Genomic DNA, 22975 nt, shown 5'->3' with positions numbered 1-22975 from the left:
AACAAAAAGGAAGGATCAACTAATTTTATAATAGTTTGTGTGGGATTTATTTATTCAAAGGTTGATTTTTTGATTAAATGGAATGAATTCAATAAATATTATCCTTAATTCTTGGATTTATTGGCTTCATACTTATCTAACAAGCGGTTAGTTTGTGCCTGCAATTTCTTCTTAAAAAATGAAGTTCTACCTAATAGAAAACCTTTAAATCCTAAAGCTTGTTTGGCCCATTTGTGCAGGTTAAAATCATCCGTATGTTTGATGATTTTTCCGTTTTCAATTACAAAGGTTGCTTTGATGATATTGTGAACTTTTCTTCCGCTTTGGCTAAAGGTGTATTTGGCTTCCCAATGGGCAGAATTTTCAGTGACATCAGAAAATGTTACTTCAAAGTCCTTTCCCTGTTGACTTTCAATAAGCATACGCCACATGTTTTTGGCTCTTTCTCCTTTGAGTTTACCAAATGCAGGATCTTCAAATTCAACATCATCTGCATAACAAGCGGTCATTCCCTCGGCGTTTAAATCTTTAAAAGATTGATAGAATTGTTCAATTAATGTATTCATTGCCCGAAAGATACAATAAAGCTTGTATCCATTTTATAAATGAACACAAATACCAATGTCAACCATTTCACATTTGTAATCTAAACATCCATTTTCTTTGTAGTGGGTCCAAATTCCAGTAGCCAAACCCTCTTCATATCTGCCTATTGATTCTATTGAACCAGAAGGATATAAATTGGTAAATATGCCTTTCATAAATCTTCCTTCTATAAACTCTCCTTGCATTAAAAATGTGTGATGTACTCCTACTACTTTTAAAAAGTAATTACCGTCCATTTTTCCTTCTTTTGTAAAGTAAATTGTAATTCCAACTGGACTGGTAATTTGGTGAGCAACGCTACAAAATGAATTAATGAAATAAACGGTGTCCATGGATTCATTTACGTAAAAGCTTTGATGCAAACTATCCGGACTTTCGCTATAGGTATTTTGGCAAAAATCATCCCAGTCAATAATCAATGAATCACTTTGCGCTTGACATAATTGACTGATAAATAGTAGAGATATTATTGTGGTTAGCTTCATGTTGAATAGATGCAAATAATTTCATCTTTCCACAAAAAGAGCTTCATTTTCAGTATATTACTAGCGACAGGTATATATTTTTCATGAAAAAGAAGAAGATTTTTATCCAATCGGTTATTAAAAAACGAGGGTTTGTATACGCTTTGGTGGGTGTTATAATGCTTGTAATTATCACAGGTTCACTTTTAAATATTACCATGTGGGGACTTCAATACTTAAGTCCCCATCAACGCTATTGGTTAGAGGATCATAATATTTCATTGGAGATGGTTTTGATTATACCAACTTTAATAGGTGTTATACTTACGATAATTGCTTCAAAAATTAGAAATAGGGTGGTGGCATCCCGGGAAAAGAATAAAATGTTGAATGATAAAACATTCCTAAATGCGGCAGAATTTATTGATCAATTACATGAGCAAAGAGAAAAAGGGAAATTGATAATGACAATTCAATTTGAAAAAAAATGGTTGAAGAAAGATCTTAATAAGTTGGATGAAATGATCAGAAGCGCCGGAAAATCATACTTTGCTCCACATGTTCATGAGTACTATGATGAAAGACATCTTGATGAAGTTATTAGATCTAAGGAATGGATTGGTGAGGAAGAACTGAAATTTACTTTTACAGAAGAAAAAGGATATACCTCTCCCTATGTTGACTATTTAATGATGAAGTATGGACGTACTTGTAATAGAAGGTTTTATGATCAATACACCTATACTGTTAAATATCTCTTTCCAATACTCAAAGAGGCCAGAGAAATAAAATCTATCAATGTCCAAATAGTCAATTCTTAAACACAAAGTAATGTCCGAAAAACTTGATAAAATAGTAGATGAGCAATCAGAGGTGCTTAAGGAATTAAATAAGTACCGAACTAAAAGGTTGGCTAAAAGGAGGTTTTGGATATTATTTTTTATCCTGGCAGTGGCTACCGGTTCAGCAATTATTTATTATTACCCCGCATTTACTTTTTTTGCAGGAATAGGAACTTTACTCTCTTTAATCCTTCTGCTGATAGTGCTTTTTAAAAACTTTGCAAAAGAGGATTATGAGTTGTATGCGGATACTGTGTTGCTCAAACACATTTGGAAAAAGTGTTTTGGTTTGAGGTCACCTAAAAATCAAGAATACGAAAGTGGAAGGTTGTATGAAGATATTGGGATAATTGAAACACTCTTGTTTCCTGCATTGGTGGGTAATACAGAAATGTATTATAAGTTGAGAAGTTTTTACGGAGGTCGTATTTCCAAGACCAATTTTGAATCTCAAAATATGAAGTATGGAATTCGTGAAAGTGACCGTTATGGTAAAAGTTCAATTAAATCTGTGATAGGAGATTTTTACGTTTTTCAATTTACAAATCCCGAATGGAAATTAGAGAAAAGCTTTATTGTGCCAAGTAAGCTTAGAGATTTTCACAGAAAAGAATTGTATGCTTATCAAAAAGAAGTGAAATTTAAAAGTGACATTATTTCCACATCCAAATATCGTATGTACACCAATAATGAATATTACATTGATCAGTACGTAAAAATATTTGAACGCTATAAGCAATTTCAACCATTACAGAATACCAATGAGGTAAGAATTTCCTTCAATAAAAGCACAATTGCTTTTGCATTTCCAAAAGATAAGAACCCACTTTTTTCTGCAAGAATTCATCAGAATCCACTGAGGAAGAAAGAGCTAAAAAGAATTCATGACTTATTACATTCAATCATTGAGATTACTAAAGAAGTGAATGAAATTGCAGGAGATTTTGGTGCTTCAACTCAATCAAATATTAGTAAAAGTAATTGATGAACTACAAACCTGCTTTTTATTTACGTTGGTTACTTTTTTTTGCCATTGCTGCTGTGGTGTGGGTTGTAATGGATTTAGAGCCAAAAGACATTACTGATTTCGATTCTAATTTCCTGGTTTATTTGGTGATGTGCAGTTTTTATTTGTTTTTGATTACTGCTGATATGAAGGAGCTCAAAAAGCTCAAGATCGTCAAAGAAAAGTACAATGTTCGGGATGAAGAAGATTTCAATTCCTTATTGCTCGGAATGGTGGCATATTTGCTTGGATTTAACGCTAATTCAAAAGACACCGAATTCAAGTATTTAGAAAAGACTTTTCTTAAATATTTCAGTCAGCAAAAGACCGATTACTTAATGGCCAGGTTGATAAAAGATCACCTTACCAACCAAACTAACTTAAATTCTCTTTTAGAAAACTGTAAAACCAAACTTAATGAAGCAGAGTTGAATCACCTCTTGTTTATTTTGGTTGGAGTAGCCACTGTAGACAAATTAGTTGATGATAGAGAAAAATCCATTCTAAGTGAATTTGTTTCAAAAGTAGGCTTATCCTTTTCCGATTTAAATTCAGCTTATTCGCAATTCACTTTTGAGTTTGAAGAAGATAAACGGAAAGAGCAAAATAGAGAAAAAGAGTATTTTGATTCATTTGAAGAATGGTATAAAGCCTATCAGGGAAGGCGACAGGGATATTCAGCACCTTCAACTTCCTCTATTGAAAAGGCATACGAAACGCTTGAACTTCCTTATAATTCACCTTTGGAAGACGTTAAGAAACAGTACCGTAAACTGGCCAAAAAACATCACCCTGATTTAATTGCTCATTTGGGAAAAGAGCATGTGAAAATTGCAGAAGAAAAATTTAAAGGAATCTCTAATGCATATGAGTTGTTACAAAAGCATTTAGGTAAAGTATAGATTCTGTTAAAGTTATTTATTCCAATGAATAGACGTTGGTAACTTCAGCTGCTCCCTTGTACTTTTCTCCGTTTTGATCTTCAGCAATCACATACCAAAGTGCTAATTGTTTACTACCATCCAAGTTGTTGCCTTTGCTCCAATTGTTTGGGTCAGTGTAAGTTTTGCCAGAAATTAACATGCCATTGGGACAGCTGTACCATCTTTCAAATTCTTCAGCATTATAGGGTCTATCGTAAATTGAAGTGAATTTCCATTGTTCATCTTCCCAAAAATATGCACCAAATTCAATTACTTGCAAGTCTCCTTTTTGAGAGGAAACTGAAGTTGTGAAGTGCCATTTGTATTTGCCATATCTCTCCGGGTCCTCCATATTTGGTTCAGCATAAACGTATTCTTTACTATGCTTAACAGTAATTCCATCAGGAATGGAAGTAAGTTTATCAGGATATTTTTCCGGGCCAGATTGACAACTGAAAAGAAGCAACAATAGTACCGATAAGGCGCTAAATTTAACCCGCATAAGTAGGGAAGTTTTCTTTCACCCAATTAAGCATGTCTTTCACTTTGGATTCGTTGTTTTTAATCCATTCAGCCGCTTTTTCATTACCAACTTGTGAGATGTACATGCAGTATGCTTCTAAATGATCAGATTGACTTAATTGATGATTGAATTTGGCATAAAAATCCCACCAGATATCACCCTTTTTTTCATCTCTCATTTCTCCCATGATATCGTAAAAGGATTTGTTGTTTTCAACAAAAAACTCTTCTTCTGTCATGTCCTTATATTCATCACTTCCTTTTTGAGCGCCTTTTAAACCAAGCATTAATTCTACGGCCATAAAATCACTTTTTGGATCTGATGATAACGAAATTGAAATAGTGTTTTCTCCTTTGTCTCCTTTTTTAATGTTGCCGTAAAATCCTTCCATCATCATATTATATGCGTCCATTGAACGCTTTGTATCCGGCTCTAACAATAAGAAAAATTGTGAAGCCAAAATAGTCGGAACTTTAGCTCTCTTTTCATTTTGTAAATAAGCTAAAAGCAAATGTGTGCTGCTATGCGCCGAGTAAGTTGCCACACCATCAATCAGTGCTTCAACTGCATCATCTTTTAGTTTTTCTTTATAACAAGTAAGCGCCAAATTGTAGTTCAATAAATAATGACCATCTGTTTGTTTGATGGCTTTTTTATACACTTTAATCGCCTTTGCACCTTCACCCAATAAATCCAATGAATTTCCTTTAGTGATATAAGCGTAAACCAGATTTTTGTCCTTTTGTTTAATGGCTACATCAGCATGTTCAATGGCTTTATTATAATTTTTCATCTCAAAATATGTAAGCGACATCTCATAGTTTACCCAGCTTGATTTTGGGTCCTGATCTAATGCCTGCTTGTAATATTTGAGTGCTTGATCATAGTTTCCCTGATCGTGAAAAGAAATTCCTTTTTCAACTAATTGTTGCACCGTTTGAGCCTGTCCAAGTTGAAAAACAAATAGCGCCGATAATAATAAAATGATAGATTTCATAAGCCTTATTTTGGGTTATACTACTACAATATAGGGATTAATTTGGGACGATCTAAGTATAAATAGTTGGGTGATTACAAGTCATCTAAAATTTCATTGTCTTTTGGTTTCTGATCAATAAAAAAGGTGAGAAGAAATATTAATACCAAAGAAACCAATCCTGAATAAAATGGAATCTTGGCATATGGAAAATGCATTGTTTTAAAAAAGATACCAATTGTAAAAATCAAAGTGCCACTAATATATAATGTTTGAAATGTTCTAAAATACCTGTTTGGTATGGTGTTTTTATCAATTATATATGGAAATAAATAAGAAGAAAGTAGCACAACCAATCCAATTCTTTCCAGCGAATGATATATTAATTCATGCTTATGAAGAATGGAAATAATCCCAAATCCACCATATAAAATAGCTCCTAGACCCGTAAGTACATCATAAGTGAATTTCTTCTTTTTTCTCAAAATTGATGCAGGCAAAAAAATGGAAATGAGCAGATAAGCTGATAGCATCATTATTCCGGCGTTTGGCCAATGCATGATGCGAAACATGTAGCTAATAGCCATAAGTATTGCACCAAGTTTTGTAAACCCTAAGAATAATTTCTGATTATTGATTTTCATACTTAACAAGTTTGATGAAAGTAGCTGTATTTTTCACCATCCCAGTAGATTAAACCTCCACCAATTTCAGATGCTGCTATATAGATTGAAGTAGTAGTTAATTGTAATTTGGTAGGTTCCAAACTAATATCACCGCTTTCATCTATTTGGGTTCCAAGATTGTTTTCTAATCTGTTTATTTGCCAGATGTCCATCCAGTTGAGATTATCACCAAAATCTTCTTTTAGTCTGTATCCCGCTCCAACAATGAAAACTTCCAATGTTTCTCCATGAATAATAGCGATTCCTTCTTTTTCGGTATTATCATCTTTTATTGGAATGGCTAAATCTAGAATGCTGTCTCCATTAAAGTCTGCCTCCAGATAAAGCGGATTCATTCGGTGATCATAATGGTAATGATCTTTAATTTTTAAATCTTTTAAAATTCCTGTCTTTACAAACCAATCAGGTAAACGATCATTCACATAATAGTCAAGTTCATTTTCATCTTCATTGATATATACCTTTTGAATCAAGGTGTCAATGTAAACGGTATCTACTACTGTTTGGGTGATAATTTCTTTTTCCTGAACGCAGTCACTTTCTTTAGAGGAACAAGCAAGCAGAAACAGCATGCTGAAAGTATATACAAAGGATTTCATATTTGTTTTGGGTTGAATTTATAAGATGCAACAAATATCTACAAATACCTTTTATTATTTGGCGACTTTAAGAAATTATTGGATTTGTAAAAGAAAGCACGCTTTCATGACGATTCACAAAAGCGTGCTTCGCACTTTTATAACCCACATTATAAATCGGTATATAAAGTGAAGGGGGAAGGTCTGCATGTAGTAGACAGTGCAAGTTACCAACTATTTATATTGGTTTAACTGCGGGAAATACCCGTTTTTTTATTCGGAATCTGCGTTTTAAGAATGGCTTGGCACTACATCAATGATAGTTTTACTTTTATTGAAATGATAAAAAAATAACACTCAACTCAATAAATGTTCTTATAATTAACAATTGTTTGACCCGAATATGGCATTTTATTATCATTACGCACGACAATGTTCAGAGTAAGAAAAGCAATAGAGGAATTGGGTTTTTTTAAAGCTACCTTATATGAAAATGGGATCATTCATATTTCGTGGGATAAGGAGATCAATATGATAGAAACCAAACATTTGGCTAAAATGCAAGAGGTAGTTTGTAAGTTAGGTGATGGAGAAAAGATGCCTTTGTATTTTACTACTCATGCTTTTTTACAAGTTTCTGAAGAAGCACAATCATACGCCACATCTCAAGAAGGTACCAGATATTCAAAGGCCATTGCTGTTTTGGTAGAGGATCTTGCTACAAAAATAGATTACAACATCTTTTTGAAAAAGAATACGCCTGTAGTACCCACTCAAGCCTTTGGTTCAATGGAGGAGGCGTTTGAATGGTTGATTACTTTTTAATTGGCTTCTATTCAGGCATTCCTTGCGCTTGCCAATTTTTTAACAACGCTATTTCTTCTGCAGATAATGCCTGCTTTTTTTGTTTGTATGGCATGAATTTGATGTCATTTGGCTTAAGCTGAATACGCTTGATAATTTCATCAATGTTTGCAACAGTTGTTTCATAGTTATTCAGCATTTCTTTTCTGCCCTTTTCAGGAAAATGACAAGGTGTGCAACTGCGCTCCATTATCGGGTATATATCTTTTTTATATGAAACTGGAGGTCCATCATTTTGTTCCTTACTTTTTTTTGTGGCATCACATGAAGAAACTCCAACAAGAAGAACTAAAATGAACGGCAAAACAAATTTTTTCATGACACTTTTTGCTTCAAGTTAATGACTTGCTGTTCACTTTAGCACCCAAATGTGTTGATTGGTTGAAAAAAGTATGAGTTCGGTGAATTTTAATTTTCACATTTATCTTTTAGATAGCCCAGCCAATTATTTAAACCTTCATGAAGCTTTTTTGACATTGCAGATTTAAACATTGAGGGTATCAAACCTTCCATACTTTCAGATACTTCAACAATTGTTTGGTTTTCTTGACTTGAAAGTGACCAGTTGTGGATAGCTCTGGTGCCAATTGCCTTTCCTGTCCATCCAAAAACTTGATTGACATTGTTGGTATGAATGCGCGATTTGATTTTGATTCCACCTGATTTCCACTCAAAAGTGGTGTTAGGTTTTGGATCTCCTTGAATTTTGGCAAATGTGATATCTTTTTGCCAGTTTTTCCATTGATTAATTTCGGTGAGTATTTCCCAAACTTTTTCAATGTTGCTGTTAATTGAAATTGTTTGAACACTATGTACAGGGGCATTTAAGTTGATATTTTTCATCTTGATGTTTTTGTTTCTTCAAAGATCAAGACAATTCAAGCTGCTCCTCTTGACATATATCAAGAAGTTGAATCAGCCAGTTTATTTCTGATTCTGCTGAAAGTTTCAGGGGTCATTCCAAGCATTGATGCTATGTATTGAAGCGGAACAGTATTGAAAAGTGATTTATTGATTTCAAACAGGGCCAAATATCTTTCTTCTGCAGACAGGCTAAGATGATTCATCACTCTTTGCTCTAACACTGCAAAACATTTTGCAATAAAGAGTTTTTCCAATTCTTTCCAGCGTTGGATATCATTTCCTATTTGGCGATAGGTATTTCTGTCAACAACATATAATTCACTGTCCTCAATAGCATGAATGTTGTACCTGGCCGTTTCATCAAAAAAGAACCCAATAATGTCGGTCACAAAATATCCTTCAGTTGAAATCCACTTGGTAACTTCTTTGTCATCAACTTCAACATATTCTCTTAAAACGCCGGACTTTACAAAGCCTAACTTATCTGAATATTGACCTTTTTTTAAAAAATGAGCCCCTTTCTTTAAAGGTAAAATGGTGAAGTATGAACTTATTTTTTGCAAATCTTCATCATGCGCACCAAAATTCATTTTTATAAATTGTTCCAATTCAGGTTTTCGTTCAGTCATAACAATAGAATCTTGTTTAAAGTTAATTTTTCAACGCTAATTGTCAAATCATTATACGCGCACTCCAAGTTTAATCCTTGTTGATTCAAACTATCCTTCGACTACGCTCAGGATTTGTGTTATTAAGGAGACGGGTTTATACCCGTACTCCAATAACACAAACGTCATCTATCTGCTCATACTTTCCTTTCCAGTTTTCTAATGAAAGTTCCAACTCTTCTTTTTGGTCTTCCATTCTCATCTCTTCTAACGATAACAGAAGGTTTCGAAAACGTCGTCTGTTGAATTTTTTAATGTTTTCTCCACCAAATTGATCTGTATATCCATCCGAAAACAAGTAGAACTGATCTCCTTTTTTTAATTCAATTTCAATTGTAGGAAACTCCTTTACTACCAAATCATTGTAGCCAACAGAAGATGGTCCTTTTTTGAATTCAATCAATTGTCCATCTCTTACCAAAACCAAAGGGCGACCTGCACCACAAAATGATGCCTTTTTGGTTTTTAAGTTGAACTTACAAAAAGCAATGTCCATCCCGTCATAGGTTTGTCCTACAGTGAGGTTGTCATTGAACAATGCCACCAATTCTTTATCTAAAAGAGATATTATATCAGACGGGCTGGAAACATCTTTTTGTCTGATAATCTGCTTTAAAATAGTGTTGCCGGCAATATTGACCATGGCTCCCGGTACGCCGTGTCCTGTACAATCTCCTACTGCGATATATACGTCATTACCGTATGTTGCTATCCAATAAAAATCTCCGCTTACAATGTCCTTTGGTTTAAACATTACAAAGGCATCATCAAATGCATTTTTGAATAGTTTTTCATTGGGAAGAATGGAGCGTTGCAAGCTTCCTGCATATTGAATGCTTTCTTCCAATTCCTTGGCCCGCAATTCTAAATATTTCAGTCGACTCTCTGAAACGGGCTTTAATACACTACTTGTTGCTATCGTTTCCATAGCACATAGATTGAATTTAAAATGTTTGATTGGTCCGATTTGATTCGAAGAAGATCGGGAACTTCTGTGTGCTAATTACCCAATTTGGGTCATCATAAAGACATGATACGTCCTATTGGTGTTCCAGAAACACCAGCAATTATTAATAATAATATTTGGACGTGATAAGCACATTACTGTTGCAAAAATAGGAGAAAACTTTTATGACCGCATTTGTTGGTCAACAAAAATTTAAATTTATCTGAACATCATACTAATTGAGTCGTTTGCTCGGGATAATCCTGTACTAAGATCATTGCAAGGAAGCACACTGCAGTATTGGTGATCGGTGTATTCAAAATTGGGGTTGATCAAATCTTCGGAAACGTTGTAGTTTGATGCAATTTGAATAGGCTCCTCTTTATCTTCAGATGGTACATTTTTGTATACAATTTTCACAATCGTATCTGCCTTTTGCGGAACTGTTACTTCTACTATTTTATCCTGATAAACGGTGTCTCTTACAATTTCAGTTATCACAGTGCGCTCTGTTGTGTCTTGATTGTATTCATTGAATCCCCAAACAGAAAACATCAACAATATACAAGCTGCTACTGCAGCCCAGCTTGGGATTTTATGCTGCCATAATAGTAGCAATCCGCCTTTTTTAACTGCTTTTTGATTGGTGTTGAACTTGTTTTGAGCGGCCAGCAAAATGGAAGGATTTGCCTGCAAAGTTTTTCTTTCTTGAGCAGCCAAAGATTTTGTCGCTAAAATGATTTTCCTCTGCTCCAGATATTCCTCTGCGGTCATTTCTGATAATACCAACAATCGCTCATCATTTGTGAGCTGTTCAAAATTCTTGGTTTCAAGTAATGTCAATAATGTAGTTCTCATAATATCATAGATTTAATTGAGAATAAAATTCTTTAAGTTCCTGGTTCAATATTTTCAAAGCATTGTGCAGTCTTGATTTTACGGTTCCCAATGGGCAATCCAAAATCTCAGTGATCTCTTCGTTCGTCAATCCTTCAAAATAGCGCAGCACAAAGGTTTCTTTATAAGCAGGATGCAATTTTTGCACTGCCATATTGAGTCTTTGCTGCATTTCCTCTAATCCGTTTTCATTTTGAGTATCTACAAACACATCTTGATGATCAAAATTATCGGGTAGGGAAGTGAATTTGTTTTTATGGTCTCTGAAATGATTTTTGCAGCGATTGGCAGCTATTGCAAATACCCAGGTTTTGAAATTTTTATTGCAATCAAACTTATCCGGAGCTTCAGCAATAGTGATGAAGATTTCTTGCAAAATATCCTGAGCAGTAGCTTCATCTTGCCCTAACATCTTGTACAAGAAGTAAAGCAATCTGTCACTGTATCGCAGATATATTTCATTAAAAGCATTGAGTTCACCGATCTGAACTGCTTTCATCAAGGATTCATCTGTGCTATTTTTTAAATCTGTTTTCAATGCTTTCTCTTTATACAAGGAAAAGCCTGAACATTTGTAATGAACGGCTTCGCCTCGTTTTCTCGAACTGAAAAAATCTAACTTTTAATATCTTTCAAGTAGTTCATTTATCTGCTCTTCATAAGAGCTGCCTTTACCCACTTTTAAAATCATGGCCTTTGTTTCATCAAATTTCTTTTGATTTCCTGTTACATGATAATGATCCAATAAGTGGAACATACTGCCTGAATAGCTGAGGTTATGATCATGTGCTAATTCAGGGTATGATTCGTAAACAATTTTGTCGTGCTTGATGTGATCAAGAATGTAGTTGTTTTCGTAATTGTTGATCAGGTAGTTGATGTTGAAATAATTATTTTCAAAGTAATGCCAGGCTATTCCTACAGAGTAAATGTGCTCGTTCAATACCTCAAAGTCTTGAAAAGGAAAACCATTAGAAAAGTAAACTTGTTTTTCACCTTTGTGTTTAATAACGTGTTCAATAACTGCACTTTGAATATTTGTGCTATCAGTCATTGCTGGAATGCCGGCTTTTTCAAAAGCTACTTTTCTATGTGAATCACTTTTAGTCATTAAATAGATATTCATAATGGTCACATCTTTTTGGATCCCCTTTCCTAATTGCAGTACATAAGCCGGAAAAGTATCATTATCTCCTGCAGTAAAGATGATGGCATCAGATTCTGTAGAAACCAGCATATTGTAATTTAAAGCTAAAGTGCTGTAAGTAATATCGCCAGAAGCCAACCATTGTTTCGCAATTTCTGTAGCTTTTATCGTGTTGCCTTGTTTGATATACATAGGCATTAAAAAATCATAAGTTTCCGGTCTATTTGGGTCTTTTGCATAGGCCTTTAAAATGAAGTCGTCAGCCTCTTTTCTCATTTTTTCCATCTCTGCCATGTCTGAAAGTTCAAAAGCCTTGTTGTATCCATGTCTTCCTTTTAGATACAAATAATTGAAAGTGCCGGAAATGTTGTTAATCTGATCCATTACATCATCCATTTTTTGGAACCATTCAGCTCTTTCAGTTTCAGATTCACTGGTAATTTGTGCCATACGGGCTGCATTATAAATGCTTAAATAGCTATCCGGATTTTTTTTGTTTTTAGCTATTTCTTTTTCCCAAAGTCCGTATTGCGCTACATACCATTCATGGTTTTTTCTGACTTTGATAATGGAGTAAACTTTTTCGGGTTTTGTATCTTGAGCAAAAGTGGGGTTCAATAAGAATATCAATCCCAATGCGCCGATAATTTTGATCATTTTCATCTTCTTGTGTGTTTGAATTTCCCGTATTACACAAGATTGCATAAAAAGTTCGCGACAAAATGTTAAAATTGTTTAAAGTCTGAATTGACTTATTCAGTTTGAAATACAGTGGTGTCCCCATCCTTAATGACAATTATATCTTGTAAATCCTTTAAATCATCTGGGTGAATTTCAATTTTTTGTTTTGGACGACTTTCTCTCTGATAAAGCAAATAGGCCACAAGCAATCCAAAGGCACTGTAAAAAGTAATCTTTAAGAACTGATTTTTACGGTTCATCTTTTTAAATGCCAATATTTGCTCTTCCGTCAATTCTATGTCTTCATCATTCACAACTTCAAATTCTTCATCATGTTGCTCGTCCAAAGCTTGCGGAAGTAACGCTCGTAATCGACTTCCTAATTGACCTTCTTCCAATAAATCATATGTTTCGGGAGCGAGATAAAAGACATCCGGATCTGCTTCTGTTTCAATTAAATCATTGTCCGACAAAAAATCTATTATGCGCTCTTTATTGAAATAATAGTTTTGGTGTAAATCAACAAAGTCTCTGCGGTGTAGATTTTGATTGGGTTGACTCACAATTTTATAAATATTGGAGTAAGCCAAATGATAAAGAGATATGGATTCTTGATGTGTCATCCGTTTTGGGTTGTACGGATAAAGCTAAAAATTTATTTGCGCAATGAATGTCAATTGCTTTACTTCCATTCAATGGTTCAATTGCGTATATTTAGCTTCATAAAATTTAATCCAATTATGAAAAAGTTCACTGTAGTTTTAGCTGCGTTTGCTTCGTCATTATCTATTTCATCATGTAATAATGAGGAACCTAATGACAAACCGGCTGTGTCAATTGTTAAGCCACTGGAAAATGCTGAATTATTAAATGATTATGCTTTTAGTGTTGAAGGTATTGCAACAGATGACAATGATTTAGCTTCTATTCATTTTAAATTGTCAAGTCCTAATGCTTCATATAATTACGATTTTGAAGACAGTATTGAAGTGAGCGGTAGCAGTTTTGATTATACGCACTGGATTACTTTGCCCCCAACTGTATCAATAGGTCCGGCTATTTTGGAGGTTTATTCCAAGGATGTTTTGGGTGAAGAATCAGACCATGTTACAAGAGATATTTTCTTTAAAGATCAGGTTGAACCAGTCTTAGATACTTCCAATACTTTTATGGAAGATTTAGATTCAATTCAGGTATTTTTCTTTAAAAATACAGATGGGGTATATGATTCAGCAACCATTTGGAATTATACAAAAGCAACAATGATCGGAACATGTGTAGATCCTGGAGGAGGTTTCCGTGAAATTTATTACTATAGATTTGGTGAAGGAGGGCTTTGGAATCCGCAAGAAGTAACAGTTAATTTGGAGAATGAAACGGCTAATCCTTTTGTTACCGGCATGACAATTCAATTGTACTCAAATTACACTGAGTATTATTTACATCCGCCATATTTAGAGATTGCATTTAAGCAGTATTTACCTGCATTGCAATTTAACAATGCGCCTTTTGGACATTATGAGGTGCTGTTTAATGTGACGGAATAAGTTTACATTTAACGGATGCATCCCGGATTTTATGTATTGTTTGCCTTTATATTGATTATCATATTGGGAATCATTTGGGGTTTTAAGTTGCGCGCTTCCAGAGAGAAGGCTGTAATTGATTTTGCCCATAAATACGATTTGGAAATTCATGTTGATGATGTTCTTAAAAAAGGACGATTACACATATCCGGAAAAATTGATGGTTATGATTTTGAACTGATAGAAGCTGTTGCTACTCGGCTAGAACACAAACCAACGTTTTGGACCTATGTAAAAATATCTCCCTGTACTGTAGATTTTGATTTTCAGATTATGCCTGAGTACTGGGGTATGAAATTGGCCAAATTGGTTGGGTATACGGATGTTAAAATTGGAGTAGATACTTTTGATAAGCAGTTCATCTGTCATGCAAAAGAAGAAGAAAAATTAAAATTTTGGTTAACTACAGAGAGACAGGAGTTAATAAATTCAATTGAAGACAACTTTTTGGGAATGATTGAGAACAATGTTGACGAGCAAGTTTTACAATACGTACACATGGGCACTATTCAACAACAATATCAAATGGATAATATAGAAGCTATACTTTTAGCTATGTTGAAATTAAAATAATTGATTTTCAACGGACTATCTTTGCGGCTGCCGAAATCACCAGTTAATTGTAACTTACAGACTCATTTTGAACTATCTTTGTAGCACTAAATTTTACGTTATGCAAAAGCTCGTTTCTCTTTTATTCTTTGTTGCTTCATCTGTTGTTGTTTTAGCGCAAGAAGGTTTATTGGTAAAGTATGATATTGATTCGGAATTTAAAACTGAAGAGAATCAGGGAATGGAATTTTTAATGGAAGGAAGTTCAATGACGATTGCTTCAAGTGCAGACAGAGGATATGTGAAACTGGTGATGGGATTTGAAATGACTACTGAAGTTAAAAAGGCAGCCAATGAGGTAACAATGGTTATGACCTTTTTTGGTAACGATATGATCTACCAGGGAAGTTTAGATTCTTTAAGAGATGACTCAACAAATGTGAATGACGCTCCATTTGAATTCAAAAACGAAACAAAGAAAATTTTAGGATACAAGTGTAAAAAAGCGATTCAAATAGTAGATGGATTTGAGAATGTGTATTGGTATACAGAGGATATCAAAAATCCTGAAGAAGTAAAAGAATTGCCGAGTCAGTTACCGGGAATGGCCCTGGAAATGGTTGTGGAAACAGTTGAAGGGATAACAACTTTTACAGCAACAGTAGCTGAGCAAAAAACTGATATCAGTAGTTATACAATTGTTATTCCTGAGGGTGCTGAAGTATTGCCAATTGAGGATTTGTATAAAACGCCTGAGTAAGGTTATTCTTCACAATAAAAGCTAAAGCCTTTAAAGTAGATAGGGCCATCTGCTCCATCATATTTGAAAATTGCTCCTGCACTGATGTATGTTTCATCTTCAAAGAATATTACTTCATCAGGATCGCATGAAATTTCAAAACTGATAATTACGTTGGTATAAAATTCATCTTTACCATTTATCAAGCAGTAATTTGCAATAGGTTTTGTCTCCGTTAAAAACAGTTGATAAAACTCGTTTTGCAAATCAAGTAATTTACCCTGATAACATTTGTTGTCGATAGCTGCTCTGCATGCTTTAACCTTGCCGCATGAATCTAAATCCAGCATAAAGGTAAAGTGATAATTACAGTCATATTCAGGACCACTGAAATCGTATTTTTTAAAAATAGCTTCTACTTTTTTTCTTTGCTCAGCCTCTACCGCTTCAGTTATTTCCATAAAGGACATCCACCTTACATCATTAAAGTCTTTTTGAGTAGGGATTGCAATAGTATCCTGTGCAAATGTTGTCTGTGAGAGACATAGCATCAAAAGAATAGCTGGAATTTTCATATTCCATAGATGCTATGGGGATGTGAATTCCATAAAGGAATCTACTTAGCATTGCGCTTTGCAGCTTTTTTTAATTTCTGATGCTTTTTAATGTCTTTTTTGTATTGTTTCAAATCCCATTCAAAGTTCCAGATAGAAACATACTCTTGAATTGCGGGTAACCCAACTTCGGCTCTTCGTTTATTGATGTTTTTTGGGTCTTCAACCGGAAGAACATATGATCTTTTTTCATCTGCAAAATAACCTATTTGTGTTCCGTAAAGCTGCTTTTTTCCCAGTTTTAAAGCAACTCTATCTTCAAGTAAGGCCAGATTACTTCCGTTCAAATAACCATCTGCTACTGCTTTGCGAACTGTTGGTAAATGTTTTACTTGTACTTCAATATTACTTGTGTGTTGTATTACTAAAAAGATAGTTTGAGATCCATTCTCACTAATTGAGTCAGGACTGAGCCAGCCATGTTCATCTAAAAATGCTTCAATTTTTACAAGGTTGATTGAGTCTTTGTAATGAATCACCTTGTTTAGTGAATCAAATTGAGGTGATTTTAAACCGAAGTTATCTCGATACGATCTATACAATAATCGGTCGGTTTGATCATCAATGTAAATGCTGTCTAAAAATGCAACGAAATCCTGATTAAATCCAGCCTTGTATTTTTCATAATTGGCTTTTAGCTGGTTGATTACTTCTTCCCAACGAGGATCATCATGCAAACTATTTAAATCTTTATCTATTGTCCACCAATCAAAGTTGTAGATAAAATCAAATGACGCCAAATGGTTAAGGTGTTTAAATGCTGAGTCTTTTATACCTGCTAGCGCGTATGAACAAGAAGCATTGTAGAGGTCGTTATCTATGCTCCTGCCATCCCAGCTGTTAAAAGCTTCTTCGTATTTGTAAGCTGAAGCCTTATATTCACCTTTTTTGTATAGCGCAGCTGCTTCATCTCTCAATTGAATATATTTATCAGGAGGTCCTTGAGCAGTACTTAATTGACAGTAAAAAAATAAGATAAACAGTAAGGCTATCTTTTCCATAGTAAAAGTTTTAGGTGCTGCAAAAGTATAACATCACCTAAAAATTCCAAAAACTTATGAATACAATTAATTATCAACAGCTGGTGGAATGGTTCCACTAAAAGTATCCGTCGGATGGGCAAGCGTATCCACCATTGGTTCAATGTAATTCTCTAATTCTCCTAATTCAGTAGGATTATTTTCTTCTATTGAATATTGTTCGTCATTTTCCTGCTCATTATTACAAGCAACAATGGAAATGAGCATGAAGTTGATATAGAGGATTTGTTTGGTCATACGGTCCTTATCGCCCTTGAAATTTTATCTGCAATTCCGGCAAGGCTTGATGAAATATATTGTATTTCTGGCAATCGCTTGTTTTTGAGAATAGCGGAATAACTTAATTTACCATCTGAATAACTTAAAACACATCCTCTAAAATTTAAAAGATATTCAATCTCATCATATTGAAGCATCTTGTCAGACACTTTACTTTGTTTACCTCTGGATGATAAAATATTATGAAATATGATAGCTCCACGAACTGGCAAAATCATTATTCCTTTTTTAAGCTTGTAGTAAGGATAGTCATAATATCTACCCTTAAATTGAAATTCAATATTTAGTTCGATTTTTCTTTTACTGATCTTTTTAGATCGAATGGTAAGCCGACATTCGCTATCCTCAAATTGTGCGTCATTGACTTCCGAATTTTTGTCTAGAAAGTTTGGATGATTGCGCAGTAAATCTGTGACTAGCTGTTTCATTGTTTTGGGTTTTGCTAAAAATAATACTTAGCACACATATTGACAAACGTCATTTATTTATCTTTCTGAATGTCTTACTTTTAAGTGGGATGAAAAAGGTATTACAGTTAGCAGTTTTGTCTTTGGCACTGTTCAGTTGCCGAAAAGATGAGATGTCACCGGGTGTGGATTATTCAGATTTACTGGGCAAATGGTTCCTGGAACGTGTGGAAGTTGACTCCTCAAATATCAAACACTACAATGGTAATTTTTACAATGATCCTGAATATTGTACCTGCACTTTTTTAGAAGAAGAGTCAAAATTTTCCAGTGACGCATATAAATTACAAGGGATTTTGTACAACTGTAATAGCTCAATTGATTATCATGGTTGGGTGCTGTACGAAGATTATATCCGCGTAACAGGAGCGCCAGGAGGAGGTGTCTCAGATTATTACATCAATTACTTTACGGCTGATTCATTGTCTTTGACCAGAAATGGAAGCAATTTTATGTACTCAAGGGCGGATAATTTTACTACTTGTGGCTACACCTATGCTTTTGATTTAAGTGAAACTCCACCCGATTCAGCTTTGATTGTAACCTACCGTGATGCAGATGGATATTTAGCAAGTGAGTATGTAAATAGTAACAGTTGGAGCAAAACAGTTTGGCCCAATCATGTGGACAGTATTCAGGAAAAATTTCATTATGATTTTACCTTAAAACCAAATCCGAATTTTCAAAGTACCATAGCGGCTAATACCATCATCAATGCACAAGTGAGTTTGTTAGATGAGCAGGGTGTAAGCAGATCAATTAATTCAAAACCAATTTGTATTCAGGGAACAGACATGATTGCCTGTGATGAAGATTCGCTTTTTATTTCAATGCTTTGTTTGACTTTTTAGGGGTGTCAATGAACTTCAATCTTTCTACGTCTAACTATGGAAGTGATATTTGCTCTTAGCCCTATTCCGGTATTTAATTTTGATATTTTATTGAGAAGCAAGCCTTCAGTATTCCATTCGTGCTTGTTATGATGTAGTTGGTAATTAGTAAAGGCATAAAACCCAAATTTGTATTTCATTTTTTTTGGATAAAAGTCAAATCTCAATCCATATTCAGAGATGAAACCTAAGCTTGCATTGTCTCCATAATAATCTTGTGCTCCTTGTGCTACCTGACTCAGAGTGACCGTTGAATCATGACTCCGTACGCCCATACTTACACTTGATATTCCCAGTCCTAGGTAGGGTTCAAGACGAACATTTTTTTTCTTTCCTATCAGATCAAATCCATAGTTTAAAGAAATTGCCGTATGTGATATTGAAAATACCGTTTGTGGTAGTGAGGCGGTGTTTCTTAAGGTTACCGTATTTAAGCAAATACTTATGTTTGAACGTTTGATTTGTGTTGCATATTCAATTCCCAAATTCGAGCCACCATTTATTATTGGAGCTACGTTATTATTTTCCAAAACGGCATTCATATCCGTAAAATCGTTAGCGAATGCCAAACCAAAATGTACACTAGCATAACTTTGAAAAGAAATTGTGTCTTGACTTTGCGCACCAAAGGATATTAGGATGGTAAGTAGTAATAGTTTTGATTTCATTGTTTTGGGTTAATCATTTACTCTTGATAAAATGCTTCTTTTTCAATCATTTTAAAGTCCTTGTCAATGGTTAAAAAGTAGTAACCACCATCCGTAAACATGCCACCTAATGAATACCAGATTACTCCATTTTGATCAAACTTAAAAAGGCTGTACTCTGCATCATTTTTATCTAAACCATTTTCCAGGGCAACATTTCTGCATTTTTTGATGGTTTCTTCCTTTAATAAAGGTGTGGACCAATCTAACTGAACAATTTTACTGCCTTTATAAATGGCAGATGCCACATCACGATTGCTCCCTTTTTTAGCCAAACCTACCAATATATAACCACCGGATTTGTTGGCAATAAATTCCATGCCTTTTTTGCTTGGTTTACCCAGGGCTATCCAGGTTTCTTTGGCCAACTTTTTAGTGATGACGTTTTTGTTTAAATCATAAAGGCCCGTAAAATCAGCATCAATTTCCTTGTAAGTGGTTTGCGCAAAAGAGGAGGTTGAAAGGACAAAGAGTAATGTGTAAAAGAGTGTTTTCATAGGATTGATTTGTTCTAAGCTAGTAATTATTTGGGTTCTTCCAACTTAAATAAAAACAACTGATGAGTTAAAATGGATGTTGCAATAACTCCTATTGTTGGTAGTAAAAACAATATATCCGGATGTGCATCCATCAAGGATAAGATGATTGTAATTGGCATTGAACTTATTGAAATAATCAGAATTGCTTTTATGATGCATGGATGATTTTTACCCACATTTTTAAGAGCAGAATTTCCAATTATCAGTAAAGTAAAAGTGCAAATAGGAATGATGTAGATTGCAAATAAAATGAATACGTAAAATGGAGGAGTGCCTCTGTACATCACAGATTCAATGATCATGATCATACACCATAAAATATATCCAAGTGTTGATACGGTAAACGCTAATCCTATTTTTCTAATAGTTTCATTCATTTGATTCCAATTCTTCAATGGCGTGGCATATATTGTAGAATTGCGTACCTCTTTCAGGTGACCATCTACTGGCAATGAAGTATTCTCTGTATACAGGATTTGTAGCATCAGGATCAAATGCTTCCAAAATGCAGGTTCTTCCATCCAAACCCCTTTCAGCTTCTGTAGTTTTTAATGTCCAAAAACAATTGGCATCAAAAGCTTTTTCAATTTCTAACCATTTGTCCGTTCCTAAATCTCTAGTGACTATGGTATCATTGATGCCCTTAGATTCTTTGTAATCATCAGTATAGTATTTTTTGACAGTGAGATTTGCACCCTTATCCGTTTGCACTAAGGTATATATCCATGTTTTTCTCTCAAATGAATAATGAATGGTGAGTCTAAACGATTTTGTTGCAGAATTGCGTAAATCAGCTTCGTTATAATCTATCATAACATCAACGTAATGATCAATTATATCCGGAATTTCAAGTATGCTGTCGTTGAAGTGTAAAACTTGCTCATCCATTTCACAGTTGTATGGATTGTTGTCAGCACAACTTGAGATAAAAAGTAGGCCAATAATGATAATAAAATACTTCATCTGTTTTGGGTTTTGTCTAAGCTAATAAAAAATGAACTTTAATGCAGTTCCCTTTTCAAATCTGTTAAACCCGCTCTAATTTGACAAATGGTTTTTCAGGTAATTCAATAGTTATTTCATCACCAGCTTGTATTTCTCCGCCTTCTACCACAATTCCCATAATACCGGCTTTTCTAATGAGATTGCCCTTTTCATCAGTATCTAAAACTGCTTTCATTAATCCGTTTTGTTTTAGGTCAAGTTGATGACATGGGTTGCGAAGGCCGGTGATTTGTATTCTGGCTGATTTACCAATAGTTAAAAGAGTATCCTTTGGTAAATTCAAGAGGTCAATTCCATGTGTTGTAATGTTTTCGCCAATGTCTCCTGCGCTGATGTTAAAACCTTTGCTTTTTAACTCATCAAACAACTCAGCATGTATCAGATGAACTTGTCTTAAATTGGGTTGATTAGGATCTTGCTTCACTCTTGATCGGTGTTTGACTGTGCTGCCCATGTGTGCGTCACCCTCAACGCCTAATCCTTTTATAAGAGTGATTTTTGAACAAACCTCTTTGCTGAAATTGTGTGTTTCACTTTTGTTAACGGATACTACTTTTGCTTTGTTCATGGTTATACTTAATCCACTTGAATGATTTCAGTGCCAACTTCCACTTTGTCAACAATAACTTTTGTTCTGATGTTAAGTGAAATCCAGATAACAAGCAGGACACCAATTATTCCAATGAGGTAGTATTTGTATTTTGTGATGAGGGATTTCAAATCTGTGTAAATTATCCAGGATCTTTAAACTTATAAATTCCTTCCAATGAAAAGGTATCGCAGGCTGTACTTTTATATTGAATTGAAGCAGTTCTTGTATATACAGAGATGCAATCGCCGGGAGGTTCTTTCATCCAGTTCCAATCACCTTTTTCAATAGATCCGTTTGCTTTTGTGATAGCATACCATTGGCCGTTGCAATCAATCATAGTAAAATCATCTCCATTGGCAAAAAGATAGGCTTTACAACCAATTCCCGGATCAGTATAAATTTCCATTTCATCTATTAGCTCTCCATCTGTAGTTATTGTTTTTAGTATTCTGCCATGATCACTGAGAAGTGGATGTTTGTCTGTTTTTTCAATGACAATTTCATCAGCTGTAATGGGTGTAGTATTGCTGCAGGATATGAGGAGAATTGAAAGTGTTAGGGTTGTGATAATGCGCATTTGTTTTGGGTTTTGATCTACCTACTAACTTTTATTTTTATTGAATTGATCTTTGTTAATGTAGCCTGTAAACTCATTTGAATATAATTCATTGTTCAAAGTGTAAGAAAGTCTCAATTTTGTTTGAAAATCACCTTCAAATACTCGGCAATAAGTTACTGCTATTTGATTTGGGAGCAAATACGGAATTGTCATCCCAAAACCGCATAAGTACATATTTTTTTCTTCAATTGGTCTCCAAAATCCATTTTCATCCTTGGCCTCCAATTTTATCGGTATAATGTCATTATAAGCAACATATACGGTGTCATTTGAAATGTTTTCTATCACTACAGGATAAGCCATTGGGTAGTTCATAACAGTTGTATCTGTTTTATCTATCCATCTTTTTTCTTGACTTCCTCTAATGTATTGAGAAGTATCTACGTAAATGCTGATTTGCCCTTTGTCAAGTTCATTACTTACATGTTCTGTTAGTTTGACACTCTGAAATCCTTTGTGTCTTCTTAGAAGCTGAATGGTATCTGTTTTGTCTCCCAGATATAAAATTGAGGCGTATGCAGAAGATACTGAACTTTCTTTTGACAATTCTAAAACACCTTTGACTGAATCAGTATAGACGTATTTTTGATTTTGTCCAAAAGTAAAAATAGGTGTGAGCAATAATAGGTAAAGGATGATACGCATCTGTTTTGGGTGTTGAATGAAATCGTTTCC

General features: G+C 34.4%; 33 protein-coding genes. 8 read left to right on the top strand and 25 right to left on the bottom strand.

The genetic code is table 11. From position 1 onward, the window contains the following. Positions 1–104: 104 nt before the first annotated feature. Both K6119_RS09600 and K6119_RS09595 read right to left on the bottom strand, forming a co-directional pair. Complete coding sequence (locus K6119_RS09600; protein ID WP_221838617.1) at positions 105–566, bottom strand: nuclear transport factor 2 family protein; 462 nt, start codon at positions 564–566, stop codon at positions 105–107. Positions 567–599: 33 nt separating this feature from the next. Then, positions 600–1091, bottom strand: a complete 492-nt coding sequence (locus K6119_RS09595; RefSeq protein WP_221838616.1) for a toxin-antitoxin system YwqK family antitoxin — start codon at positions 1089–1091, stop codon at positions 600–602. 83 nt (positions 1092–1174) lie between these two features. Between K6119_RS09595 and K6119_RS09590 the strand changes: the two genes are divergently transcribed. The 3 genes from K6119_RS09590 to K6119_RS09580 are packed head-to-tail and all read left to right on the top strand — an operon-like array spanning position 1175 to position 3820. After that, complete coding sequence (locus tag K6119_RS09590; RefSeq protein ID WP_221838615.1) at positions 1175–1891, top strand: hypothetical protein; 717 nt, start codon at positions 1175–1177, stop codon at positions 1889–1891. Positions 1892–1901: 10 nt separating this feature from the next. Further along, positions 1902–2897 (top strand): hypothetical protein, encoded by a 996-nt coding sequence (locus K6119_RS09585; protein WP_221838614.1) that lies wholly within the window; start codon positions 1902–1904, stop codon positions 2895–2897. Continuing rightward, on the top strand, positions 2897–3820 hold the full coding sequence (locus tag K6119_RS09580) for a DnaJ domain-containing protein (protein ID WP_221838612.1): 924 nt from the start codon (positions 2897–2899) through the stop codon (positions 3818–3820). The genes K6119_RS09585 and K6119_RS09580 overlap by 1 nt, the downstream gene beginning before the upstream one ends. Positions 3821–3836: 16 nt before the next feature. Here the strand turns inward: K6119_RS09580 and K6119_RS09575 are convergent, their stop codons facing one another. The 4 genes from K6119_RS09575 to K6119_RS09560 all read right to left on the bottom strand — a co-directional run bounded on the left by K6119_RS09575 (position 3837) and on the right by K6119_RS09560 (position 6625). Next, entirely contained in the window at positions 3837–4343 is a 507-nt protein-coding gene (locus K6119_RS09575; RefSeq protein ID WP_221838611.1) for a hypothetical protein, read from the bottom strand. After that, entirely contained in the window at positions 4333–5361 is a 1029-nt protein-coding gene (locus K6119_RS09570; protein ID WP_221838610.1) for a tetratricopeptide repeat protein, read from the bottom strand. Before K6119_RS09570 ends, K6119_RS09575 begins: the two co-directional genes overlap by 11 nt. A gap of 74 nt (positions 5362–5435) precedes the next feature. Continuing rightward, positions 5436–5984: a hypothetical protein gene (locus K6119_RS09565; RefSeq protein WP_221838609.1), complete on the bottom strand. Its 549-nt coding sequence runs from the start codon at positions 5982–5984 to the stop codon at positions 5436–5438. Between the two features lie 2 nt (positions 5985–5986). Beyond that, positions 5987–6625 carry a hypothetical protein gene (locus tag K6119_RS09560; protein WP_221838608.1) on the bottom strand — a complete coding sequence of 213 codons (639 nt, stop codon included), beginning with the start codon at positions 6623–6625 and terminating at the stop codon, positions 5987–5989. A 411-nt stretch (positions 6626–7036) separates the two neighbouring features. On the opposite strand from K6119_RS09560, the gene K6119_RS09555 reads away from it, so the two are divergent. Next, the gene (locus K6119_RS09555) at positions 7037–7429 is read left to right on the top strand and encodes a DUF7793 family protein (RefSeq protein WP_221838607.1); all 393 of its coding nucleotides are present in this window, start codon (positions 7037–7039) and stop codon (positions 7427–7429) included. A 7-nt stretch (positions 7430–7436) separates the two neighbouring features. Here the strand turns inward: K6119_RS09555 and K6119_RS09550 are convergent, their stop codons facing one another. From K6119_RS09550 to K6119_RS09515, 8 genes are all read right to left on the bottom strand, one after another. Continuing rightward, positions 7437–7787, bottom strand: a complete 351-nt coding sequence (locus K6119_RS09550) for a hypothetical protein (RefSeq protein ID WP_221838605.1) — start codon at positions 7785–7787, stop codon at positions 7437–7439. A gap of 89 nt (positions 7788–7876) precedes the next feature. Then, positions 7877–8311, bottom strand: a complete 435-nt coding sequence (locus tag K6119_RS09545) for an SRPBCC family protein (protein WP_221838603.1) — start codon at positions 8309–8311, stop codon at positions 7877–7879. 59 nt (positions 8312–8370) lie between these two features. Continuing rightward, complete coding sequence (locus tag K6119_RS09540) at positions 8371–8961, bottom strand: Crp/Fnr family transcriptional regulator (protein ID WP_237828148.1); 591 nt, start codon at positions 8959–8961, stop codon at positions 8371–8373. Positions 8962–9097: 136 nt separating this feature from the next. Continuing rightward, a complete protein-coding gene (locus K6119_RS09535) occupies positions 9098–9928 on the bottom strand; it encodes a PP2C family protein-serine/threonine phosphatase (RefSeq protein ID WP_221838601.1) in 831 nt (276 codons plus the stop codon). A gap of 237 nt (positions 9929–10165) precedes the next feature. Further along, complete coding sequence (locus K6119_RS09530; protein WP_221838599.1) at positions 10166–10804, bottom strand: hypothetical protein; 639 nt, start codon at positions 10802–10804, stop codon at positions 10166–10168. A gap of 4 nt (positions 10805–10808) precedes the next feature. Beyond that, positions 10809–11381, bottom strand: a complete 573-nt coding sequence (locus K6119_RS09525) for an RNA polymerase sigma factor (protein ID WP_221838591.1) — start codon at positions 11379–11381, stop codon at positions 10809–10811. Between the two features lie 84 nt (positions 11382–11465). Then, the gene (locus K6119_RS09520) at positions 11466–12653 is read right to left on the bottom strand and encodes a hypothetical protein (protein WP_221838589.1); all 1188 of its coding nucleotides are present in this window, start codon (positions 12651–12653) and stop codon (positions 11466–11468) included. Positions 12654–12742: 89 nt separating this feature from the next. Then, positions 12743–13294, bottom strand: coding sequence for a hypothetical protein (locus K6119_RS09515; protein WP_221838586.1), 552 nt, complete (start codon positions 13292–13294; stop codon positions 12743–12745). Positions 13295–13411: 117 nt separating this feature from the next. Here K6119_RS09515 and K6119_RS09510 point away from each other — a divergent pair, with 117 nt between their 5' ends. The 3 genes from K6119_RS09510 to K6119_RS09500 all read left to right on the top strand — a co-directional run bounded on the left by K6119_RS09510 (position 13412) and on the right by K6119_RS09500 (position 15569). Further along, positions 13412–14218 (top strand): hypothetical protein, encoded by an 807-nt coding sequence (locus K6119_RS09510; RefSeq protein WP_221838584.1) that lies wholly within the window; start codon positions 13412–13414, stop codon positions 14216–14218. A 15-nt stretch (positions 14219–14233) separates the two neighbouring features. Further along, complete coding sequence (locus K6119_RS09505) at positions 14234–14830, top strand: hypothetical protein (protein ID WP_221838582.1); 597 nt, start codon at positions 14234–14236, stop codon at positions 14828–14830. A 100-nt stretch (positions 14831–14930) separates the two neighbouring features. Further along, positions 14931–15569: a hypothetical protein gene (locus tag K6119_RS09500; RefSeq protein WP_221838580.1), complete on the top strand. Its 639-nt coding sequence runs from the start codon at positions 14931–14933 to the stop codon at positions 15567–15569. Between the two features lie 2 nt (positions 15570–15571). Here the strand turns inward: K6119_RS09500 and K6119_RS09495 are convergent, their stop codons facing one another. From K6119_RS09495 to K6119_RS09480, 4 genes are all read right to left on the bottom strand, one after another. Further along, entirely contained in the window at positions 15572–16123 is a 552-nt protein-coding gene (locus tag K6119_RS09495; protein WP_221838578.1) for a hypothetical protein, read from the bottom strand. Positions 16124–16164: 41 nt separating this feature from the next. Then, positions 16165–17163 (bottom strand): DUF6624 domain-containing protein, encoded by a 999-nt coding sequence (locus K6119_RS09490; RefSeq protein ID WP_221838576.1) that lies wholly within the window; start codon positions 17161–17163, stop codon positions 16165–16167. A gap of 66 nt (positions 17164–17229) precedes the next feature. Then, the gene (locus K6119_RS09485; protein ID WP_221838574.1) at positions 17230–17409 is read right to left on the bottom strand and encodes a hypothetical protein; all 180 of its coding nucleotides are present in this window, start codon (positions 17407–17409) and stop codon (positions 17230–17232) included. 26 nt (positions 17410–17435) lie between these two features. Next, positions 17436–17909 (bottom strand): hypothetical protein, encoded by a 474-nt coding sequence (locus tag K6119_RS09480; RefSeq protein WP_221838572.1) that lies wholly within the window; start codon positions 17907–17909, stop codon positions 17436–17438. Positions 17910–17998: 89 nt separating this feature from the next. On the opposite strand from K6119_RS09480, the gene K6119_RS09475 reads away from it, so the two are divergent. Next, the gene (locus K6119_RS09475) at positions 17999–18799 is read left to right on the top strand and encodes a hypothetical protein (protein WP_221838570.1); all 801 of its coding nucleotides are present in this window, start codon (positions 17999–18001) and stop codon (positions 18797–18799) included. 5 nt (positions 18800–18804) lie between these two features. Here K6119_RS09475 and K6119_RS09470 read toward each other — a convergent pair whose 3' ends face one another. The 7 genes from K6119_RS09470 to K6119_RS09440 all read right to left on the bottom strand — a co-directional run bounded on the left by K6119_RS09470 (position 18805) and on the right by K6119_RS09440 (position 22945). Then, on the bottom strand, positions 18805–19506 hold the full coding sequence (locus tag K6119_RS09470; RefSeq protein ID WP_221838568.1) for a hypothetical protein: 702 nt from the start codon (positions 19504–19506) through the stop codon (positions 18805–18807). A gap of 17 nt (positions 19507–19523) precedes the next feature. Further along, positions 19524–20042 (bottom strand): hypothetical protein, encoded by a 519-nt coding sequence (locus K6119_RS09465; protein WP_221838566.1) that lies wholly within the window; start codon positions 20040–20042, stop codon positions 19524–19526. A 26-nt stretch (positions 20043–20068) separates the two neighbouring features. Further along, entirely contained in the window at positions 20069–20461 is a 393-nt protein-coding gene (locus K6119_RS09460; RefSeq protein WP_221838564.1) for a hypothetical protein, read from the bottom strand. After that, positions 20454–21047, bottom strand: coding sequence for a hypothetical protein (locus K6119_RS09455; protein WP_221838562.1), 594 nt, complete (start codon positions 21045–21047; stop codon positions 20454–20456). Before K6119_RS09455 ends, K6119_RS09460 begins: the two co-directional genes overlap by 8 nt. A 64-nt stretch (positions 21048–21111) precedes the next feature. After that, positions 21112–21657, bottom strand: a complete 546-nt coding sequence (locus tag K6119_RS09450) for an MOSC domain-containing protein (protein WP_221838560.1) — start codon at positions 21655–21657, stop codon at positions 21112–21114. Positions 21658–21820: 163 nt separating this feature from the next. Beyond that, complete coding sequence (locus K6119_RS09445) at positions 21821–22258, bottom strand: hypothetical protein (protein WP_221838558.1); 438 nt, start codon at positions 22256–22258, stop codon at positions 21821–21823. A 24-nt stretch (positions 22259–22282) separates the two neighbouring features. Next, positions 22283–22945: a hypothetical protein gene (locus K6119_RS09440; RefSeq protein WP_221838556.1), complete on the bottom strand. Its 663-nt coding sequence runs from the start codon at positions 22943–22945 to the stop codon at positions 22283–22285. Between the last annotated feature and the right edge of the window lie 30 nt (positions 22946–22975).

The organism is Paracrocinitomix mangrovi, assembly GCF_019740355.2.
Lineage (GTDB): Bacteria > Bacteroidota > Bacteroidia > Flavobacteriales_D > Crocinitomicaceae > Paracrocinitomix > Paracrocinitomix mangrovi.
Note: the sequence above shows the minus strand (reverse complement) of the source record. Positions and strands in the feature narration are given on the sequence as shown.

Coding starts and splice junctions, on each gene's coding strand:
- K6119_RS09510 (WP_221838584.1), top strand. CDS start 13,412: ATGAAAAAGTTCACTGTAGTTTTAGCTGCGTTTGCTTCGTCATTATCT.
- K6119_RS09540 (WP_237828148.1), bottom strand. CDS start 8,961: ATGACTGAACGAAAACCTGAATTGGAACAATTTATAAAAATGAATTTT.
- K6119_RS09595 (WP_221838616.1), bottom strand. CDS start 1,091: ATGAAGCTAACCACAATAATATCTCTACTATTTATCAGTCAATTATGT.
- K6119_RS09515 (WP_221838586.1), bottom strand. CDS start 13,294: ATGACACATCAAGAATCCATATCTCTTTATCATTTGGCTTACTCCAAT.
- K6119_RS09570 (WP_221838610.1), bottom strand. CDS start 5,361: ATGAAATCTATCATTTTATTATTATCGGCGCTATTTGTTTTTCAACTT.
- K6119_RS09545 (WP_221838603.1), bottom strand. CDS start 8,311: ATGAAAAATATCAACTTAAATGCCCCTGTACATAGTGTTCAAACAATT.
- K6119_RS09530 (WP_221838599.1), bottom strand. CDS start 10,804: ATGAGAACTACATTATTGACATTACTTGAAACCAAGAATTTTGAACAG.
- K6119_RS09505 (WP_221838582.1), top strand. CDS start 14,234: ATGCATCCCGGATTTTATGTATTGTTTGCCTTTATATTGATTATCATA.
- K6119_RS09475 (WP_221838570.1), top strand. CDS start 17,999: ATGAAAAAGGTATTACAGTTAGCAGTTTTGTCTTTGGCACTGTTCAGT.
- K6119_RS09440 (WP_221838556.1), bottom strand. CDS start 22,945: ATGCGTATCATCCTTTACCTATTATTGCTCACACCTATTTTTACTTTT.
- K6119_RS09535 (WP_221838601.1), bottom strand. CDS start 9,928: ATGGAAACGATAGCAACAAGTAGTGTATTAAAGCCCGTTTCAGAGAGT.
- K6119_RS09565 (WP_221838609.1), bottom strand. CDS start 5,984: ATGAAAATCAATAATCAGAAATTATTCTTAGGGTTTACAAAACTTGGT.
- K6119_RS09490 (WP_221838576.1), bottom strand. CDS start 17,163: ATGGAAAAGATAGCCTTACTGTTTATCTTATTTTTTTACTGTCAATTA.
- K6119_RS09590 (WP_221838615.1), top strand. CDS start 1,175: ATGAAAAAGAAGAAGATTTTTATCCAATCGGTTATTAAAAAACGAGGG.
- K6119_RS09450 (WP_221838560.1), bottom strand. CDS start 21,657: ATGAACAAAGCAAAAGTAGTATCCGTTAACAAAAGTGAAACACACAAT.
- K6119_RS09600 (WP_221838617.1), bottom strand. CDS start 566: ATGAATACATTAATTGAACAATTCTATCAATCTTTTAAAGATTTAAAC.
- K6119_RS09520 (WP_221838589.1), bottom strand. CDS start 12,653: ATGAAAATGATCAAAATTATCGGCGCATTGGGATTGATATTCTTATTG.
- K6119_RS09495 (WP_221838578.1), bottom strand. CDS start 16,123: ATGAAAATTCCAGCTATTCTTTTGATGCTATGTCTCTCACAGACAACA.
- K6119_RS09580 (WP_221838612.1), top strand. CDS start 2,897: ATGAACTACAAACCTGCTTTTTATTTACGTTGGTTACTTTTTTTTGCC.
- K6119_RS09500 (WP_221838580.1), top strand. CDS start 14,931: ATGCAAAAGCTCGTTTCTCTTTTATTCTTTGTTGCTTCATCTGTTGTT.
- K6119_RS09550 (WP_221838605.1), bottom strand. CDS start 7,787: ATGAAAAAATTTGTTTTGCCGTTCATTTTAGTTCTTCTTGTTGGAGTT.
- K6119_RS09460 (WP_221838564.1), bottom strand. CDS start 20,461: ATGAATGAAACTATTAGAAAAATAGGATTAGCGTTTACCGTATCAACA.
- K6119_RS09585 (WP_221838614.1), top strand. CDS start 1,902: ATGTCCGAAAAACTTGATAAAATAGTAGATGAGCAATCAGAGGTGCTT.
- K6119_RS09560 (WP_221838608.1), bottom strand. CDS start 6,625: ATGAAATCCTTTGTATATACTTTCAGCATGCTGTTTCTGCTTGCTTGT.
- K6119_RS09480 (WP_221838572.1), bottom strand. CDS start 17,909: ATGAAACAGCTAGTCACAGATTTACTGCGCAATCATCCAAACTTTCTA.
- K6119_RS09555 (WP_221838607.1), top strand. CDS start 7,037: ATGTTCAGAGTAAGAAAAGCAATAGAGGAATTGGGTTTTTTTAAAGCT.
- K6119_RS09485 (WP_221838574.1), bottom strand. CDS start 17,409: ATGCTCATTTCCATTGTTGCTTGTAATAATGAGCAGGAAAATGACGAA.
- K6119_RS09445 (WP_221838558.1), bottom strand. CDS start 22,258: ATGCGCATTATCACAACCCTAACACTTTCAATTCTCCTCATATCCTGC.
- K6119_RS09455 (WP_221838562.1), bottom strand. CDS start 21,047: ATGAAGTATTTTATTATCATTATTGGCCTACTTTTTATCTCAAGTTGT.
- K6119_RS09470 (WP_221838568.1), bottom strand. CDS start 19,506: ATGAAATCAAAACTATTACTACTTACCATCCTAATATCCTTTGGTGCG.
- K6119_RS09465 (WP_221838566.1), bottom strand. CDS start 20,042: ATGAAAACACTCTTTTACACATTACTCTTTGTCCTTTCAACCTCCTCT.
- K6119_RS09575 (WP_221838611.1), bottom strand. CDS start 4,343: ATGCGGGTTAAATTTAGCGCCTTATCGGTACTATTGTTGCTTCTTTTC.